This window comes from Kitasatospora misakiensis (assembly GCF_042656005.1).
Lineage (GTDB): Bacteria > Actinomycetota > Actinomycetes > Streptomycetales > Streptomycetaceae > Kitasatospora > Kitasatospora misakiensis.
Genome location: NZ_JBHSOF010000005.1, coordinates 180,176 through 194,354, shown reverse-complemented (window position 1 = coordinate 194,354; position 14,179 = coordinate 180,176). Strand labels below are relative to the sequence as shown.

Below are 14,179 nucleotides of genomic sequence, written 5' to 3'. Positions count from 1 at the left end.
CACCCCTCACCGTGGCGGGACGGCGGCCGGTCGGCGGCCGATCGTCGGCGGGACGGTGGCAGGGACCGCCGGGCGTCCGGCGATCGGGGGTCCGATGGGTGCGCGGCGCGCCGGCCTGACACCATGGCACGGAGACCAGGACACCGTGACACCCTCGGAGGAATCAGCAGCATGAGCAGCACGCACTACGACGTCGTCGTTCTCGGCGCCGGCCCCGGCGGCTACACCGCGGCCGTCCGTTCCGCCCAGCTCGGCCTGAAGACGGCCGTGGTGGAGTCGAAGTACTGGGGCGGGGTCTGCCTGAACGTCGGTTGCATCCCCTCCAAGGCCCTGCTGCGCAACGCCGAGCTCGCGCACATCGTCACCAAGGAGGCCAAGACCTTCGGCATCAAGATCGAGGGTCAGGTCACCTTCGACTACAGCGAGGCGTTCAAGCGCAGCCGCACCGTCGCCGACGGCCGCGTCAAGGGCGTCCACTACCTGATGAAGAAGAACGGCATCACCGAGTACGACGGTCGCGGCACCTTCGTCGACGACCACACCCTGCAGGTCGCCCTCAACGGCGGCGGCTTCGAGGTCGTCACCTTCGACCACTGCGTCATCGCCGCCGGTGCCACCACCCGGCTGCTGCCCGGCACCAGCCTGAGCGACCGCGTGGTCACCTACGAGGAGCAGATCCTCACCGAGGACCTGCCGGGCAGCATCATCATCGCCGGTGCCGGCGCGATCGGCGTCGAGTTCGCCTACGTGCTGCACAACTACGGCGTGCAGGTCACCATCGTGGAGTTCCTCGACCGGATGGTGCCGCTGGAGGACGCCGACGTCTCCGCCGAGCTGGCCAAGCAGTACCGCAAGCTCGGCATCCAGGTGCTCACCTCGACCCGGGTGGACTCGATCGACGACAAGGACCCGGCCGCCAAGGTCAAGGTCACCGTCACCGCCAAGGACGGGCAGCAGCAGGTGCTGGAGGCCGACAAGGTGCTCCAGGCGATCGGCTTCGCGCCGCGGGTCCACGGCTACGGCCTGGAGAACACCGGCGTCCGGCTGACCGAGCGCGGCGCGATCGCGGTCGACGGCCGGGGCCGGACCAACATCCCGCACATCTTCGCCATCGGCGACGTCACTGCCAAGCTGATGCTGGCGCACGCCGCCGAGTCGATGGCCGTGATCGCCGCCGAGACCATCGCCGACGTGGAGACCATGGAGCTGGACTTCGCGATGATCCCGCGCGCGACCTACTGCCAGCCGCAGATCGCGAGCTTCGGCTACACCGAGGCGCAGGCCCGTGAGCTGGGCTACGACGTGAAGGTCGCCAAGTTCCCCTTCACGGCCAACGGCAAGGCGCACGGCCTCGGCCACCCGATCGGCTTCGTCAAGGTCATCTGCGACGACACGCACGGCGAGCTGCTCGGCGCCCATCTGATCGGCCCCGAGGTCACCGAGCTGCTGCCGGAGCTGACGCTGGCCCAGCAGTGGGACCTCACCGTGCACGAGGTCGCCCGCAACGTGCACGCGCACCCGACGCTGGGTGAGGCGGTCAAGGAGGCGATCCACGGGCTGGCGGGTCACATGATCAACATGTGATCAGCCTCCGTGCGCGCCCGGGCCCGTCCGGTGGGGAGCTCTCCCCGCCGGACGGGCCCGTCGTATGTCGGGCCCATGGTGGCCGGTGCGGCAGCGGTCAGCCGGCCGGGGACGGCGGCCGCTCGAAGAAGGACTCCAGGACCACGGTGGCCTGGGTGCCGTTGACGCCCTCGATCGCGTAGAGCCGACGGAGCACGTCCTGGAGCTGCTCGGTGGTCGCCGTCCGCACCTTGACCAGCACCGATGCGGCGCCCGCGATGATGTGCGCCTCCTCGATCTCGGGGATCGCGGCGAAGGCCGCGGCCGAGTCGCCCATCCAGGCGGACGAGTCGACCATCACGAAGGCGAGCACCCCGAGCCCGAGCGCCTTCGGGTCCACGTCCACCGTCGTGCGGCGGACGACGCCGCGCTCGCGCAGTTTCCGGACCCGGTCGTGGGTCGCCGCGGTGGAGAGTCCCACGGCCTTGCCGAGCGCCGCGTACGCCTGCCCCGCGTCCTGCTGGAGCAGGGCGAGCAGGGCGCGGTCGGTGTCGTCCAGATTGTCGATCGCCATGGTGGAACCATATCTCGTTCTGCCATACTCTTGATCATCAGAACCACGTTCGGCTGTTGGCGATAGGACATGAATGATGTCTGGTGAGATTGAGTTCGGACTGTACGAGATCCTGGATGACCGCTTTCGCCCCTGCACCTACGGCGACACCCGGCTCGAACAGCTCCACGGCGACTGCCGCTGGGCCGAGGGCCCGCTCTACCTGCCCGCCTGGCGCCAGGTGATCTGGAGCGACATCCCCAACGACCGGATCCTGCGCTGGGACGAGGCCACCGGCGCGATCAGCACCTTCCGCTCGGTGGCCGGGCACAGCAACGGCAACACCCTCGACCGCGAGGGCCGGCTGATCACCTGCGAGCAGGGCAACCGGCGGGTCACCCGCACCGAGCACGACGGCACCGTCACCGTCCTCGCGAGCCACTACGGCGGCAAGCGGCTCAACTCGCCCAACGACGCGGTGGTCCGCTCGGACGGCGCGATCTGGTTCTCCGACCCGGACTTCGGCATCACCAGCGACTACGAGGGCCATGTCGCCGAGAGCGAGATCGGCGCCTGCAACGTCTACCGGATCGACCCGGACAGCGGAGAGGTCCAGCTCGCCGCCGACGGCTTCCGCGGCCCCAACGGGCTCCTGCTCTCCCACGACGAGCAGCGCCTCTACGTCTCCGACAGCCGCGCCGCGCACATCCGCGCCTTCGACATCCGCGAGGACGGCACCCTGTCCGGCGACCGCGTCCACATCGAGGGCAAGGGCAGCCGCTTCGACAACATCCGCTTCGACCGCGACGGGCGGCTCTGGGCGGCGGCCTTCGGCGACGGCGTCCACTGCTACGCCGAGGACGGCACCCTGATCGGTCGGCTGCTCGTCCCCGAGCCGGTCTCCAACCTCACCTTCGGCGGCCCGAAGAACAACCGCCTCTTCATCACCGCCACCACCTCGCTGTACTCGCTGGTGACCTCGATGAGCGGCACGCACCGCGTCCCCCGGCACCCGTGACGCACCGCCCGGTGTGACGCGCCGCGTCACCGCGTCACCGCGTCACACCGGGCCGCCACGCTCAAAACGGCGCCGCCGTCGTCAAGGTGCCGTCGTCGTCAAGGTGCCGTCAAGGCGGGGCCGGTCCGCGTAGGCCGTGCGTCAAGGGCCGGTGCCTCCGCCCGCCCGTGGGAGTGGACTGGAGCTGCGGGCGGGACCGTCCGAGGCCCTCGCCGCGACCGGAAGGATGCGACCCACCATGACCGAGTACCGGGTGCTCTCCGACGACCCCCGGAACCGCCGGCTGTCCGGCGCCGCGGAGGAGGCCGCGCTGCGCCGCCTGCTGCACGGCACCGTCTTCGACCCCCGGTCCGGAACCGCCGCCGCGACGGCGGCCGACCCCGCGCCGGAGCAGCCCCGCACGACCGCCGCGCACTGCCGCTACGCCATGGACTACGAGGACTGACGGCCCGTCGGCCGGCCCCCGCGCCGCCGACCCCGTCCCACCCCCTCCCGCCCTGTTCCTCCCAGGAGCACCGTGTGACGACCACTCTGCGCACCCCTCAGTCCTCCCCGCCGCTGCCTGTCGAACTCCCCGAGGCCAATGAGCCCGCCGCCCCCGCCGGACCGCTCGGCAGCCCCTGGCCCGCCTCCGCCCGGCCCGGCCCGAACGGCGACCTGCTGATCGGCGGCGTCGGACTGGCCGAGGCCGCCGACCGCTTCGGCACCCCGCTCTACGTCCTCGACGAGCAGGAGTTCCGCTCCCGCGCCCGGGCCTTCCGCCGCGCCCTGCCGACGGCCGAGGTCCACTACGCCGCCAAGGCCTTCCTGTGCAGCGCGGTGGCGGACTGGGTCGCCGACGAGGGGCTCGGGCTCGACGTCTGCTCGGCCGGCGAACTGCGCCTCGCCGCGGCGGCCGGCTTCCCGCCCGAACGCCTCCTGCTGCACGGCAACGCCAAGACCCCCGAGGAACTCCGCCTCGCCCGCCGCCTGCGGGTCGGCCGGATCGTCGTCGACGGCGCCGCCGAGATCCCCCGGCTGGCCGCCCTGGCCGCCGCCGACGCCCCGCAGCGGGTCCTGGTCCGCGTCCTGCCCGGCGTGGCCGCCGGACACCACCGCGCGGTGCGGACCGGCGTCGACGGGCAGAAGTTCGGCTTCCGGATCACCGGCGGGGACGCCGCCGACGCGATCGCCCGGATCCTCGGCCAGCCCGGCCTCGAACTCACCGGTCTGCACTGCCACCTGGGCTCCCAGATCACCGGCGCCGAACCCTACCTCGCGGCCGTCGACCGGCTGGTCGAACTCCTCGCCGAGGTCCGCGACCGGCACGGCGTGGAACTGCCCGAACTCGACCTCGGCGGCGGCCACGGCGTCCGCTACCTCGCCGGGGACGCGGAGCTGGACCCGGCCCGCTTCGCCGCCGAGACCACCGCCCGGCTCGCTGCCCGCTGCGCCGAACACGGCCTCGCCGTCCCCCGGTTGCTGGTCGAGCCCGGCCGCGCGATCGCCGCCCCGGCCGGCGTGGCCGTCTACCGCGTCCTGTCGGTCAAGCGCGGCACGGACGGGCGGGCCTTCGCGGCCGTCGACGGCGGCATGAGCGACAACCCGCGCCCCGCGCTCTACGGTTCCGCGTACGAGGTGCGGCCGGTCGGGCGGCCCGCCACCGGACCGACCGCGACCTTCGACGTGGTCGGCCGGCACTGCGAGGCCGGCGACGTCCTGGTGCACGGCGCCACGCTGCCGGCCGACCTCCGCCCGGGCGACCTGCTGGCCGTGCCCGCCGCCGGCGCCTACCAGCTCTCGATGGCCTCCGGCTACAACCTGGTCGGCCGCCCGCCGGTCGCCGCCGCGCGCGAGGGCCGGTTGCGGCTGCTGATCCGCCGGGAGACGGTCGAGGACCTCCGCGCCCGCGAGGTCGGCCGCTGACGGTCCGCGACCGGTGGACCCGCCGACCGGTGGACCCGCTTCCAGGACGGTGTCGCCGCCGACGCGCGCGGCGGCGACACCCTCCCGGCAAGGCCCTACCCGACCGGCCAGCCGTCGACCGTGGTGACGGCGCGGTGGTACGGGCCGTCCGGGCCGGTGCTGCGGTACTCCTCCGCCGAGGTGCCGGTGCGGACGGTGGTGTCGCCGTCGTGGCGGTGGGCGGTCGGCCGCAGGGTGTGGTCGACGGTGCTGCGGTCGGTCACCCGGGCGCCGGTCGCCGTGGTGGCCTCGCGGTGGTACCCGAGGTCCATGGCGGTGCGCTGGTCGGTGTTGCCGGCCGCGTCCTCGCCGTACCGGTAGGTGACGTCCAGCGGCTGGCTCTCGCGCACGGTGGTGGTGCGGCGCGGGCCGGAGCCCCAGGTGGCGGTGGTGCGGGTGAGGTCGGTGCGGTTGCGCAGGGTCAGGTCGTTGCCGTTCGCGCGGAACCTCTGGGTGGAGCCGAAGGCGAGGTCGTCGCGGACCTCGGTGGTGACCCGGCCGTGCGAGGTCTGCATCCAGCCGCGGGCCAGGTCGTGCCGGGCCGCGGTGACCGTCCAGTCGCCGCTGCCGCCGCCGTGGTCGGCGAGGGCGGTGCCGGTCGTGGCCTCGGGGGCGACCCGGTAGTCGGTCAGCTGACCAGTGGTGCGGTCAGTCCCGTGGTCGACCTCCGCGAAGAGGTTGACCTGGCCGGTCCAGAGGTCGTTGCTGCGGGCCTCGGCGGCGTTGACGGCGATCCCGACGCGGTGCGGGCGGCCGTCCACCAGCAGACCGGCGTACGGGGTGAGGTCCAGCCGGTAGGCGGGCAGGTCGAAGGCGAAGATGCCGGGCGTGGGCCGCCAGAGCAGCGGGTCCCAGCCGCCGGTGTAGATCACGGGGTACGGCCAGGCCGCGCCGACCACCCGCCCGTCGACGGTGAGGCGCAGCTCGCGGAACGGGCCCTGGCCGCAGACGCCGGTGCCGGTGTTGGCCCGGGCGAACTCCTCGGGCGCGGAGGCGTACGCGAACTCCTCGCAGGTACCGCCGCCGCGCGCGTACACCTCGGCGGTGAGGCGCTCCAGGTTGGGCGGGAAGCTGAGTTCGGTGGTGCGGCTGGGCGTCGCCCGGTCGAGCCCGAACGGGCCGGTGGTGAGCAGCCGGTCGGCGGTGCGGGCGGCGGGCCACCGCGCGGAGGTGGTGTAGAAGGTCAGGCTCGCGGAGATCCGGAACACGCCGGTGTAGGTGTCGTCCGTGACGTTGACGAGGTCGAAGACGAAGGGCTGCGACCCGGCGGCGAACAGCGGCGCGTAGCGGGTGACGTCGCGTTCGAGCGCCCACTCGATGCCGTCCTTGGACGGTTCGGGGGTGGAGGAGAGCAGCACCTGCACCCCGCCGACCCGGACGGTGAACAGCCGGTCGAACTGGCGCCCGGCGACCTGCCCGTGGAGGTCCAGCACGACCGCGGACCAGGGCCCGGCGCAGTCGGCGGGCGGGGTGGCGGTGGCGGTGTACGGGGTGTCCGGCGGGTTCCCGTAGCCGCTGCGGAACGGCTGGTCGTGCATCACCTCGACGGTGCAGGACCGGGTGTCCGGGCGGGTGAGCGGCTTCGCCACGGTGAACGGGTCGTGGTAGTCGGTGCCGAAGTCGGCGTGCGCGGGCCCGGCGGCCGTCAGCGCCCCGGTGAGGGCGAGGAGGACGGCGCCGGCGAGCCGGCCGGCTCGGCGGATCAGTGGATGGACGGCCAAGGGTGGCCCTCTCCCGGCCGACCGGAGGCAAGGGCGGGAACGGTCGGCGCGTAGCTCGTCGGACGGTCCCGGCATCCTCCCGAGAGTGGCATGAAACCGTCAAGCGATGGATGCCGGTCGCCTGCTCGCCGGCGCCGTGCACGCGGCAGGATGGCCGGGTGACCGACACCATCCTCAACCTCTGGCGGCAGCACCTCGGCACCGTGCCGGAGGAGATCTGGGACCGCACCGACCTGGCGGTCCTCATCCTCGCCGACACCGGTATCGCCGAACTCCCCTCCTCGATCGGCCGGTTGCGCCGGGTGCGCACCCTCGACCTCGGGCACAACCGGATCTCCGCCGTGCCGGAGGAGATCGGCGACCTCACCGGACTCACCGACTTCCTCTACCTGCACGACAACGCGCTCACCGCCCTCCCGGCCGCCCTGGGCCGGCTCACCGCGCTGCGCTACCTCAACGTCGGGGAGAACCGGATCGCCGAACTCCCCGACACGGTGGGCCGGATGGCCGGCCTGGTCGAGCTCCGCGTCCAGCACAACCGGCTCACCGCACTGCCCGACTCGCTCGGCGGCCTGCCCGCGCTGCGCGAACTCTGGCTGCGCGGCAACGCGTTGACCGGCCTGCCGGCCTCCTTCGCCGGGCTCGCCGAACTGCGCGAACTCGAACTCCGCGAGAACGCGCTCACCGAGGTGCCCCCTGCCCTGGCCGGCCTGCCGCGGCTGCGCCGGCTCGACCTGCGCGGCAACCGGATCGCCGGCCTGCCGGACTGGCTGGCGGACGGCTCCGGGCTGCCCGCGCTGGAGAAGCTGGACCTGCGGTGGAACGCGGTCGATCCGGCGCCGGCCCTGCTCGCCGCCCTGGCGGCGCGCGGCTGCGAGGTCCTGTACTGAGACCCGGGGCGTGGGACCCCGGGGCGGTCTGGGCGGGACCGGACGGAAAACCGTTCGCCCACCCGGACGTTCGCTTGCTAGCGTGGTCGGCATGAAGCGCGCCGCAGCCGTCCTCACGACGACGCCGGAGAGAGTCCCGGCGCGCTGACTGCTGACCTAGTCCGAAGCCCCGGGGCGAGTGCCCCGGGGCTTCGCCGTGCCGGTCCACTCGCCCGCACCACAGAGTGGAGACCGCCCCCATGAGCAGCCACCCGATCGCGTCCGACGCCGACGCCGCACCCGCGTCCGACGCCGCACCCGCGTCTGACGCCGACGCCGTACCTGCACCCGCGTCCGCACCCCCGTCCGAGCCCGTACCGGCCGCGGACCATCGCAGGCTCGGCCGCGAGCTGGAACTCTTCGACACCGACCCGCTGATCGGATCCGGCCTCCCGTACTGGCTGCCCGACGGCGCGGAGATCCGGCACACCCTGGAGGAGTTCATCCGCGACCGCGAGCGGCGCGCCGGCTACCGCCACGTCTACTCGCCCGTCCTCGGCAAACGCGAGCTGTACGAGATCTCCGGCCACTGGCAGCACTACCAGGACGACATGTTCCCGCCGATGGACCTCGGCTCCGAGCAGGTCGTGCTGCGCCCCAGCCTCTGTCCGCACCACGCCCTGATCTACCGTTCACGCGCCCGCAGCCACCGGGAACTCCCGCTGCGGATCGCCGAGCTGGGCGGCATGTACCGCTCCGAACTCTCCGGCGTGCTCGGCGGGCTGACCCGGGTACGGGCGATCCAGCTGAACGACGCGCACGTCTTCTGCACCCCCGAGCAGGCCGCCGACGAGGCCGTCGCCGCCCTCGAACTCATCGCCGGGGCCCATCGCGCGCTCGGCATCCGGCCCGTCCGGTACCGGCTCTCACTGCCGGACGGGGGCATCCAGAGTGGGAGCGGCAAGTACGTGGCCGACCCGGAGCTCTGGGAGCGGGCCATCGCGCTGCTGACCGAGGTGCTCCGGCGCTCCGGCGTGCCGTTCGAGGCGGTGGAGGGCGAGGCGGCCTTCTACGGACCGAAGATCGACGTCCAGATCGCCGACGCCGCCGGCCGCGAGTCCACCCTCTCCACCGTGCAGATCGACTTCCACCAGCCGGAGCGGTTCGACCTCCGGTACATCGGGCCGGACGGCGCGAAGCACCGCCCGGTGATGGTCCACCGCAGCGTCATCGGCAGCGTGGAGCGGGTGGTCGCCCATCTGATCGAGCTGTACGGCGGTGCCTTCCCGGCCTGGCTGGCGCCGACCCAGCTGGTGCTGCTGCCGCTGTCCGAGCGCGAACGGGCGCGGACCGAGCAGGTGCGCGAGCGCTGCCTGGACCTCGGGCTGCGGGCCGAGGTCGCCGGGCCCGAGCGCGGCACTCTCGGGGCCCGGATCCGGGAGGCGCGCCTGGTCCCGTACCAGGCCATCCTCGGCCCCCGTGAGGCGGCGGACGACCTGCTCGCCCTGCGGCTGCGCGACGGCCGGCGGCCGGACCCGCTGCCGGTGGGGGAGGCGCTGGCCCGGATCGGCGCCCTGGTCGGCGCGTGCGCCCAGGAGCTGTGGGACGAGCGGGCCTCGGCTGTCGGTCGGGGGTGACGGCGGGGGTCACCGGGGTGACGGCAGGGGGAGCCGGGGCCGGCCCGGGCGCAGTCGTACACGTACGACTAGCGGCGTGCGCGGTGTGTCGGGCGGGCCGCCCGGCGCTTCCGCCGTTCGAATGGGGGACGGCGACCGCCGTCCCCGGCCGCCCCGTCCCTCTCCCGCGTTCCCCGGAGGTATCCCATGCGCCTCGCCCGCCGAGCCGTCGTCGCCGCCCTGGCGGCCGGGCTGGCCCTCGCCGGGGTGGCCGTCGCCACCCCCGCCGCCGCCGTCACCCTGCGCCCGCTGCCGGTCCCGGACGGCCGGTACTGCACGGCGACGGCCGGCCACACCCCGGCCGTCGCGGGCCACGTCACGCTGCCCGGCCGGTCCTGCTCCGGGCTCTACCACCTGGACGCCCCGCGATAGGCCGACGGGCCTCGCGGTCCCGGCCGCCGATCCGGTGGCCGGGGCGCCGGGTCAGTACGACTGGAGCTCGATCAGCCGGCCCTCCGGGTCGCGCAGATGGGCGGTGCGCAGGTTGGGACCCCAGTCCGGGCGGTCGGTCGGGCCGACGACGGTGGTACCGCCGTGCTGTCGGCAGAGGTCGTGCGCCCGCGCGACGTCGTCCACCCGGAACACCAGCATCGTGTCGTCCTGGGCGGCGGCCGGTGCGGCGGGCGGCGCGGTGGTGCCGACGGTGGCGGCCAGCTGTCCGCGGTCGAACAGCGACAGCACGGTCTGACCGTCGAGGTCCCAGGTGGCGTACGGGCCCTCCGGGGCGCCCTTGACCAGCGCGGCGCCGGTCAGCGGGGCCAGCACGGCGTCGTAGAAGCCGAAGCAGGCGGGGAAGTCGGCGACGAGCAGGCGGTGGTACAGGGCGTCCATGATCGGGATTCCTTGCCTCGCGAGAGTGACGGACCGAGATAGTGGGTCTACACCCACTATAGGCCTGCACCCTAGACTTCTCCCATGGCCACCGAGGAACCCGCCCCCATCTCTCCCGCCCCCATCTCTCCCGCCCCCGACGGACCGTCACCGGATCCGGTGACGACCCCGCCGACGCTGCTGGAACTCAGCACCTACCTGCTCTCCCGCACCGGCAAGGCGGCCCGCGGCCGGCTCGTCGAACGCCTCGCCCGGCGCGAACTGCGCCTGTGGGACCTCGCGGTGCTCGCCGCACTGGCCGACTTCGGCCCGCACGCGCAGCGGGACCTGGTGCGCCGCCTGCGGGTGGACGCCAGCGACATGGCCAAGGTCGCCGATCATCTGGCCCTCGCCGGGTACGTCGAACGGACCCGGGACGCCGCCGACCGGCGCCGGGTCTCGGTCACCATCACCGAGGCGGGCCGTGCGCTGCTCGCGGAGCTGCGCTCCGAGGCGCTGGAGGTGCAGGACGAAGTACTGGCCCCGCTGAACGCGGCCGAACGGCGGGTCCTGCACGAGCTGATCGGCCGGATCCACGCGGAGCTGCCGGGCTCCCCGTGACGGCTCGTCGGTCCGGCTATCGGCCGAGCGGCAACGGCAATGGCCGCCGCGCGCCCGCGAACTCGCCCGCCCAGCGCGGCAGGTCCAGCACGCCCTCGACCCGGGCCACCAGCGTGCCGGTGCGCTCCGCGTGGATCATCGCGCCGTCGCCGGCCCAGAGGCCCACGTGGTGCAGCGGGGCGTCCGGGCCGGAGAAGAACAGCAGGTCGCCGGGGAGCAGCCCGGACCGCTCGACCGGGGCGGAGCGGTGGAACTGGGCGACCGTGTAGTGCCCCAGCTCCACCGCTCCGGCGCTCGCCCGGAACCAGCAGTACAGCGCCAGGCCGCTGCAGTCGAAGCCGACCGTGCTCTCGCCCAGGCACCGGCCGTCGAGGTAGCCGTTCTCCTCGTCGCAGAAGCCGAGGCTCGCGCCCAACCGGTCCCCGCCGCCCCAGGCGTACGGCACGCCGATCTGGGCCGCCGCCACGGCCGCGACCCGGCGGCCGAGCCCGAGCTCCGGCCCCTCCCCGCGGGGGCGGGCGGCGGCGGATCCGGCGCCCAGCGCGGGAGCGAGCCCGGCCCCCACGGCGAGCCCCAGCAGCCTGCGGCGGCTCCAGCCCCCGGTGGTGCGCGGAAACGGCACGGGAACCCCCTCGGTCGTCAGCGAACCACCAGGATCCCGGCCCGGGCGCCCACCCCGCCATCACCCGTGAAGGTGAATTCCCCGACCGCCGGTCCAGAGCCGGTGCGGGTCGGCGCGGCAAATCGATTGACGGTCCCCGCTCCGGGTTCGAACGATGGGCGCGACAGAACCGAACGACCATCCGGGAGGCACCCATGGGCAGCGCCGTCAAACTGATCCGCAACCACCGGCTCACCCAGGCCGTCGACTACGCCTACGCGGCGGCCGTCGACGCGCCGGTCCGCTCGCTCTGGTTGGCCGGAGCCTGCCCGCTGGACGCCGAGGGGCGCACGGTGGCGGTGGGCGACTACGCGGGCCAGGCCCACCAGGTGATGCGGAACCTGATAACCGTGCTGGAGGACGAGGGGGCCGCGCTCACCGATCTGGTGCGCACCACGGTCTACGTCGCCTCCTCGCGGCAGAGCGACCTGGTGGCCGTCTGGGACGTCTACCGCGAGTACCTCGGCGAGCACGACGTGCCGAGTACCCTGCTGGGCGTCTCGGTGCTCGGGTACAACGATCAGCTCGTCGAGGTCGAGGCGGTCGCCGTGCTGGGGTGAGCCCCGGGAGGCCCCGACCGCTCCCGCCCGTCCGCCCGGGCGCCGTCGGGGAGTTCGCCTCCCGTGCCGGGGTCTCGGTTCGGAGCGGACCGCATGGTCGGTATTCTCTGACACCCCGTGTCCGGGTGCCCTCCGGGGGGAGGGCACCCGGGCCGGTCGGCGTCCCTGGGTAAGATACGGGCTGTTTGGTTTGGTTTTTGCTTCGGTGCGGGTGTGGTGGGGGTGGTCGTGGTGGTGCGACAGGAACGGGCGCTGCGGACGCGGCGGCTGATTCTGGAGGCCGCGGCCTCGGTCTTCGACGAATGCGGGTACGAGCGGGCGACCATCGGCGAGGTCGTCGCCCGTGCCGGGGTGACCCGGGGGGCCGTCTACTTCCACTTCGCCTCGAAGCGGGACCTCGCGCAGGGCGTCATCGAGGAGCAGTTCGAGGCCGAGGCCGTGCCGGAGCGCTCCTGCAAGCTCCAGGAGTTCGTGGACACCGGGATGGTGGTCACGCACCTGGTGCCGATCGATCCGCTGGTCAGCGCCGGGGTGCGGCTCTCGGTGGACCAGGGCGCGGACAGCCGGATGGGCATCGACGCCGCGCCGGGCTGGATCGCCCGGCTGGAGCGTCTGCTGGTCGCCGCGGGTGAGCGCGGTGAGCTGCTGCCGCACGTGGTGCCGGCCGAGACTGCCGGGCTGATGACGGCGTCCTGGGTGGGCGTGCAACTCCAGTCCCAGCGGTTCACCGGCCGCGCCGACCTGGCCGTACGGGTCTCGACCCTGTACCGGCACCTGATGCCGAGCGTCGCCGTCCCCGGTGTGCTCGCCTGCCTCGACCTGGCCCCGGACCGCGGTGCACGGGTCTACGCCGAGATGACCGCGGCACGCCAGCAGGCGGCCGACAGTGAACCGGCCGACAGCGAGTCGGCCGACAGTGAACCGGCCGACAACGGGCCCGCCGGTGACGCGGACGGCGCGAGCTGAAGCACTGTCACGCCCCTTGAACCATACGGCGCGTCCGGTTTCCTGTCCGGATCCCCCGCGCCGGGGCGACTGCGGAGCGTAGTCACTCTGGCCCGAGTTGCCCGACGGGGGGTCAGTGCGGTGCCGGGCGGCCGTCCAGGGCGCGCAGGGCGTCCAGCACGTCCAGGCCGAGGTTCGGTGCGGCGTCCTCCGGCAGGCTGACCGAGACCCGGGTGGCCAGGCCCGCGTAGCGGCGGTGGATCTCCCGGGCGGTCTCCTCGACGGTGCCCGCGACCGCGAAGGTGTCGAAGACCCGGTCGTCGATCAGCGCGGCCATCTCCGGCCACCGCCCGCGCAGCGACAGCCGGTGCAACTCCTCGTGCAGTTCCTCCCAGCCGTGCTGGGCCAGCACCGGCCGGTAGGCGGGCGTGGAGGCGTAGAAGGCCAGCCGCTCCCGGACGGCCGCGCGGTTGGCCCGCAGCTCCTCCTCGGTGCGCCCGGTCGCGGTGAGCACGCTCCCGACGATCTCGAACGGCCGCCCCGTCCAGGCCTCGCCCGCCGCCTCGGCGGCCCCCCGCTCCTCGGCGAGCGCCGGCAGCACCTGCCGGGTCAGATAGTCGACCGAGGTGAACGGGTGGCTCAGGAAGCCGTCGGCCACCGCCCCGGCGGTGCGCACCATCAGCGGGCCGACCCCCGCCAGCAGGATCCGCGGCACCCCGGCCGGGATCGGGTCGGGGGCGAAGACCGGCGTCATCACCGTATGGGTGTAGAAGTCGCCCCGGAAGCGCAGCCGGTCGCCGGTCTGCCAGCTGTGCCAGATCGCCCGCACCGCGTGCACGTACTCGCGCATCCGCGCGGCGGGCTGGTCCCAGGGCATCCCGAAGCGCTTCTCGATGTGCGGTTTGACCTGCGAGCCGAGTCCGATGACGGCCCGTCCGCCGGAGGCCGCGTGCAGGCCCCAGGCCTGGTAGGCGAGCGTCATCGGGGTGCGGGCGAGGGCCACCGCCACGCCGGTGGCCAGCTCGATGGAGGTGGTGCGGTCGGCGGCGCGGGCCAGTTGCAGGAACGGGTCGTAGGCGGTCTCGGAGACCACCAGCCGGTCGGCGCCCCGCCGTTCGGCCCGCTCGGCGGCGTCGAGGATGCCGGCCGGGTGCGCGGGCGCGAGGGCGTCGAGGAGGAGGGCGGGGGCCTGCGGGCGGTCCATGCGGTCGGGGCTCCTGGTGGGCGGGGCGGAGGTG

Annotated in this window: 15 protein-coding genes; 10 read left to right on the top strand and 5 right to left on the bottom strand. The window is 73.9% G+C overall.

Annotated features, from left to right (window positions below; translation table 11 throughout):
• The first annotated feature begins 171 nt into the window (after positions 1-171).
• Positions 172-1,584: a dihydrolipoyl dehydrogenase gene (gene lpdA / locus ACFP3U_RS06795; RefSeq protein ID WP_380224302.1), complete on the top strand. Its 1,413-nt coding sequence runs from the start codon at positions 172-174 to the stop codon at positions 1,582-1,584.
• 97 nt (positions 1,585-1,681) lie between these two features.
• On the opposite strand, the gene ACFP3U_RS06790 is transcribed toward lpdA, so the two are convergent.
• Positions 1,682-2,122 carry an Lrp/AsnC family transcriptional regulator gene (locus tag ACFP3U_RS06790; protein ID WP_380224340.1) on the bottom strand — a complete coding sequence of 147 codons (441 nt, stop codon included), beginning with the start codon at positions 2,120-2,122 and terminating at the stop codon, positions 1,682-1,684.
• A 91-nt stretch (positions 2,123-2,213) separates the two neighbouring features.
• On the opposite strand from ACFP3U_RS06790, the gene ACFP3U_RS06785 reads away from it, so the two are divergent.
• The 3 genes from ACFP3U_RS06785 to lysA all read left to right on the top strand — a co-directional run bounded on the left by ACFP3U_RS06785 (position 2,214) and on the right by lysA (position 5,039).
• Positions 2,214-3,134 carry an SMP-30/gluconolactonase/LRE family protein gene (locus ACFP3U_RS06785; RefSeq protein ID WP_380224301.1) on the top strand — a complete coding sequence of 307 codons (921 nt, stop codon included), beginning with the start codon at positions 2,214-2,216 and terminating at the stop codon, positions 3,132-3,134.
• A gap of 238 nt (positions 3,135-3,372) precedes the next feature.
• Entirely contained in the window at positions 3,373-3,579 is a 207-nt protein-coding gene (locus tag ACFP3U_RS06780; protein ID WP_380224300.1) for a hypothetical protein, read from the top strand.
• A 74-nt stretch (positions 3,580-3,653) separates the two neighbouring features.
• Entirely contained in the window at positions 3,654-5,039 is a 1,386-nt protein-coding gene (lysA, locus tag ACFP3U_RS06775; RefSeq protein WP_380224299.1) for a diaminopimelate decarboxylase, read from the top strand.
• A 95-nt stretch (positions 5,040-5,134) separates the two neighbouring features.
• Here the strand turns inward: lysA and ACFP3U_RS06770 are convergent, their stop codons facing one another.
• The gene (locus ACFP3U_RS06770) at positions 5,135-6,799 is read right to left on the bottom strand and encodes a peptide-N4-asparagine amidase (RefSeq protein ID WP_380224298.1); all 1,665 of its coding nucleotides are present in this window, start codon (positions 6,797-6,799) and stop codon (positions 5,135-5,137) included.
• Positions 6,800-6,957: 158 nt separating this feature from the next.
• Between ACFP3U_RS06770 and ACFP3U_RS06765 the strand changes: the two genes are divergently transcribed.
• From ACFP3U_RS06765 to ACFP3U_RS06755, 3 genes are all read left to right on the top strand, one after another.
• Complete coding sequence (locus ACFP3U_RS06765) at positions 6,958-7,689, top strand: leucine-rich repeat domain-containing protein (protein WP_380224297.1); 732 nt, start codon at positions 6,958-6,960, stop codon at positions 7,687-7,689.
• Positions 7,690-7,928: 239 nt separating this feature from the next.
• On the top strand, positions 7,929-9,305 hold the full coding sequence (gene thrS / locus ACFP3U_RS06760; RefSeq protein ID WP_380224296.1) for a threonine--tRNA ligase: 1,377 nt from the start codon (positions 7,929-7,931) through the stop codon (positions 9,303-9,305).
• Positions 9,306-9,491: 186 nt separating this feature from the next.
• Positions 9,492-9,716: a hypothetical protein gene (locus tag ACFP3U_RS06755; RefSeq protein WP_380224295.1), complete on the top strand. Its 225-nt coding sequence runs from the start codon at positions 9,492-9,494 to the stop codon at positions 9,714-9,716.
• 51 nt (positions 9,717-9,767) lie between these two features.
• Here the strand turns inward: ACFP3U_RS06755 and ACFP3U_RS06750 are convergent, their stop codons facing one another.
• Entirely contained in the window at positions 9,768-10,175 is a 408-nt protein-coding gene (locus tag ACFP3U_RS06750; RefSeq protein WP_380224294.1) for a VOC family protein, read from the bottom strand.
• A gap of 84 nt (positions 10,176-10,259) precedes the next feature.
• Here ACFP3U_RS06750 and ACFP3U_RS06745 point away from each other — a divergent pair, with 84 nt between their 5' ends.
• Positions 10,260-10,775 (top strand): MarR family winged helix-turn-helix transcriptional regulator, encoded by a 516-nt coding sequence (locus ACFP3U_RS06745; protein ID WP_380224293.1) that lies wholly within the window; start codon positions 10,260-10,262, stop codon positions 10,773-10,775.
• Between the two features lie 16 nt (positions 10,776-10,791).
• On the opposite strand, the gene ACFP3U_RS06740 is transcribed toward ACFP3U_RS06745, so the two are convergent.
• Positions 10,792-11,397 (bottom strand): C40 family peptidase, encoded by a 606-nt coding sequence (locus ACFP3U_RS06740; RefSeq protein ID WP_380224292.1) that lies wholly within the window; start codon positions 11,395-11,397, stop codon positions 10,792-10,794.
• A 194-nt stretch (positions 11,398-11,591) separates the two neighbouring features.
• Between ACFP3U_RS06740 and ACFP3U_RS06735 the strand changes: the two genes are divergently transcribed.
• On the top strand, positions 11,592-11,996 hold the full coding sequence (locus ACFP3U_RS06735; protein WP_380224291.1) for a RidA family protein: 405 nt from the start codon (positions 11,592-11,594) through the stop codon (positions 11,994-11,996).
• A 228-nt stretch (positions 11,997-12,224) separates the two neighbouring features.
• Positions 12,225-12,962, top strand: a complete 738-nt coding sequence (locus ACFP3U_RS06730) for a ScbR family autoregulator-binding transcription factor (protein WP_380224290.1) — start codon at positions 12,225-12,227, stop codon at positions 12,960-12,962.
• Between the two features lie 112 nt (positions 12,963-13,074).
• Here the strand turns inward: ACFP3U_RS06730 and ACFP3U_RS06725 are convergent, their stop codons facing one another.
• Positions 13,075-14,145, bottom strand: coding sequence for a TIGR03617 family F420-dependent LLM class oxidoreductase (locus ACFP3U_RS06725; protein ID WP_380224289.1), 1,071 nt, complete (start codon positions 14,143-14,145; stop codon positions 13,075-13,077).
• Positions 14,146-14,179 lie beyond the last annotated feature (34 nt).

Coding starts and splice junctions, on each gene's coding strand:
- ACFP3U_RS06785 (WP_380224301.1), top strand. CDS start 2,214: ATGTCTGGTGAGATTGAGTTCGGACTGTACGAGATCCTGGATGACCGC.
- thrS (WP_380224296.1), top strand. CDS start 7,929: ATGAGCAGCCACCCGATCGCGTCCGACGCCGACGCCGCACCCGCGTCC.
- ACFP3U_RS06725 (WP_380224289.1), bottom strand. CDS start 14,145: ATGGACCGCCCGCAGGCCCCCGCCCTCCTCCTCGACGCCCTCGCGCCC.
- lpdA (WP_380224302.1), top strand. CDS start 172: ATGAGCAGCACGCACTACGACGTCGTCGTTCTCGGCGCCGGCCCCGGC.
- ACFP3U_RS06735 (WP_380224291.1), top strand. CDS start 11,592: ATGGGCAGCGCCGTCAAACTGATCCGCAACCACCGGCTCACCCAGGCC.
- ACFP3U_RS06750 (WP_380224294.1), bottom strand. CDS start 10,175: ATGGACGCCCTGTACCACCGCCTGCTCGTCGCCGACTTCCCCGCCTGC.
- ACFP3U_RS06755 (WP_380224295.1), top strand. CDS start 9,492: ATGCGCCTCGCCCGCCGAGCCGTCGTCGCCGCCCTGGCGGCCGGGCTG.
- ACFP3U_RS06745 (WP_380224293.1), top strand. CDS start 10,260: ATGGCCACCGAGGAACCCGCCCCCATCTCTCCCGCCCCCATCTCTCCC.
- ACFP3U_RS06780 (WP_380224300.1), top strand. CDS start 3,373: ATGACCGAGTACCGGGTGCTCTCCGACGACCCCCGGAACCGCCGGCTG.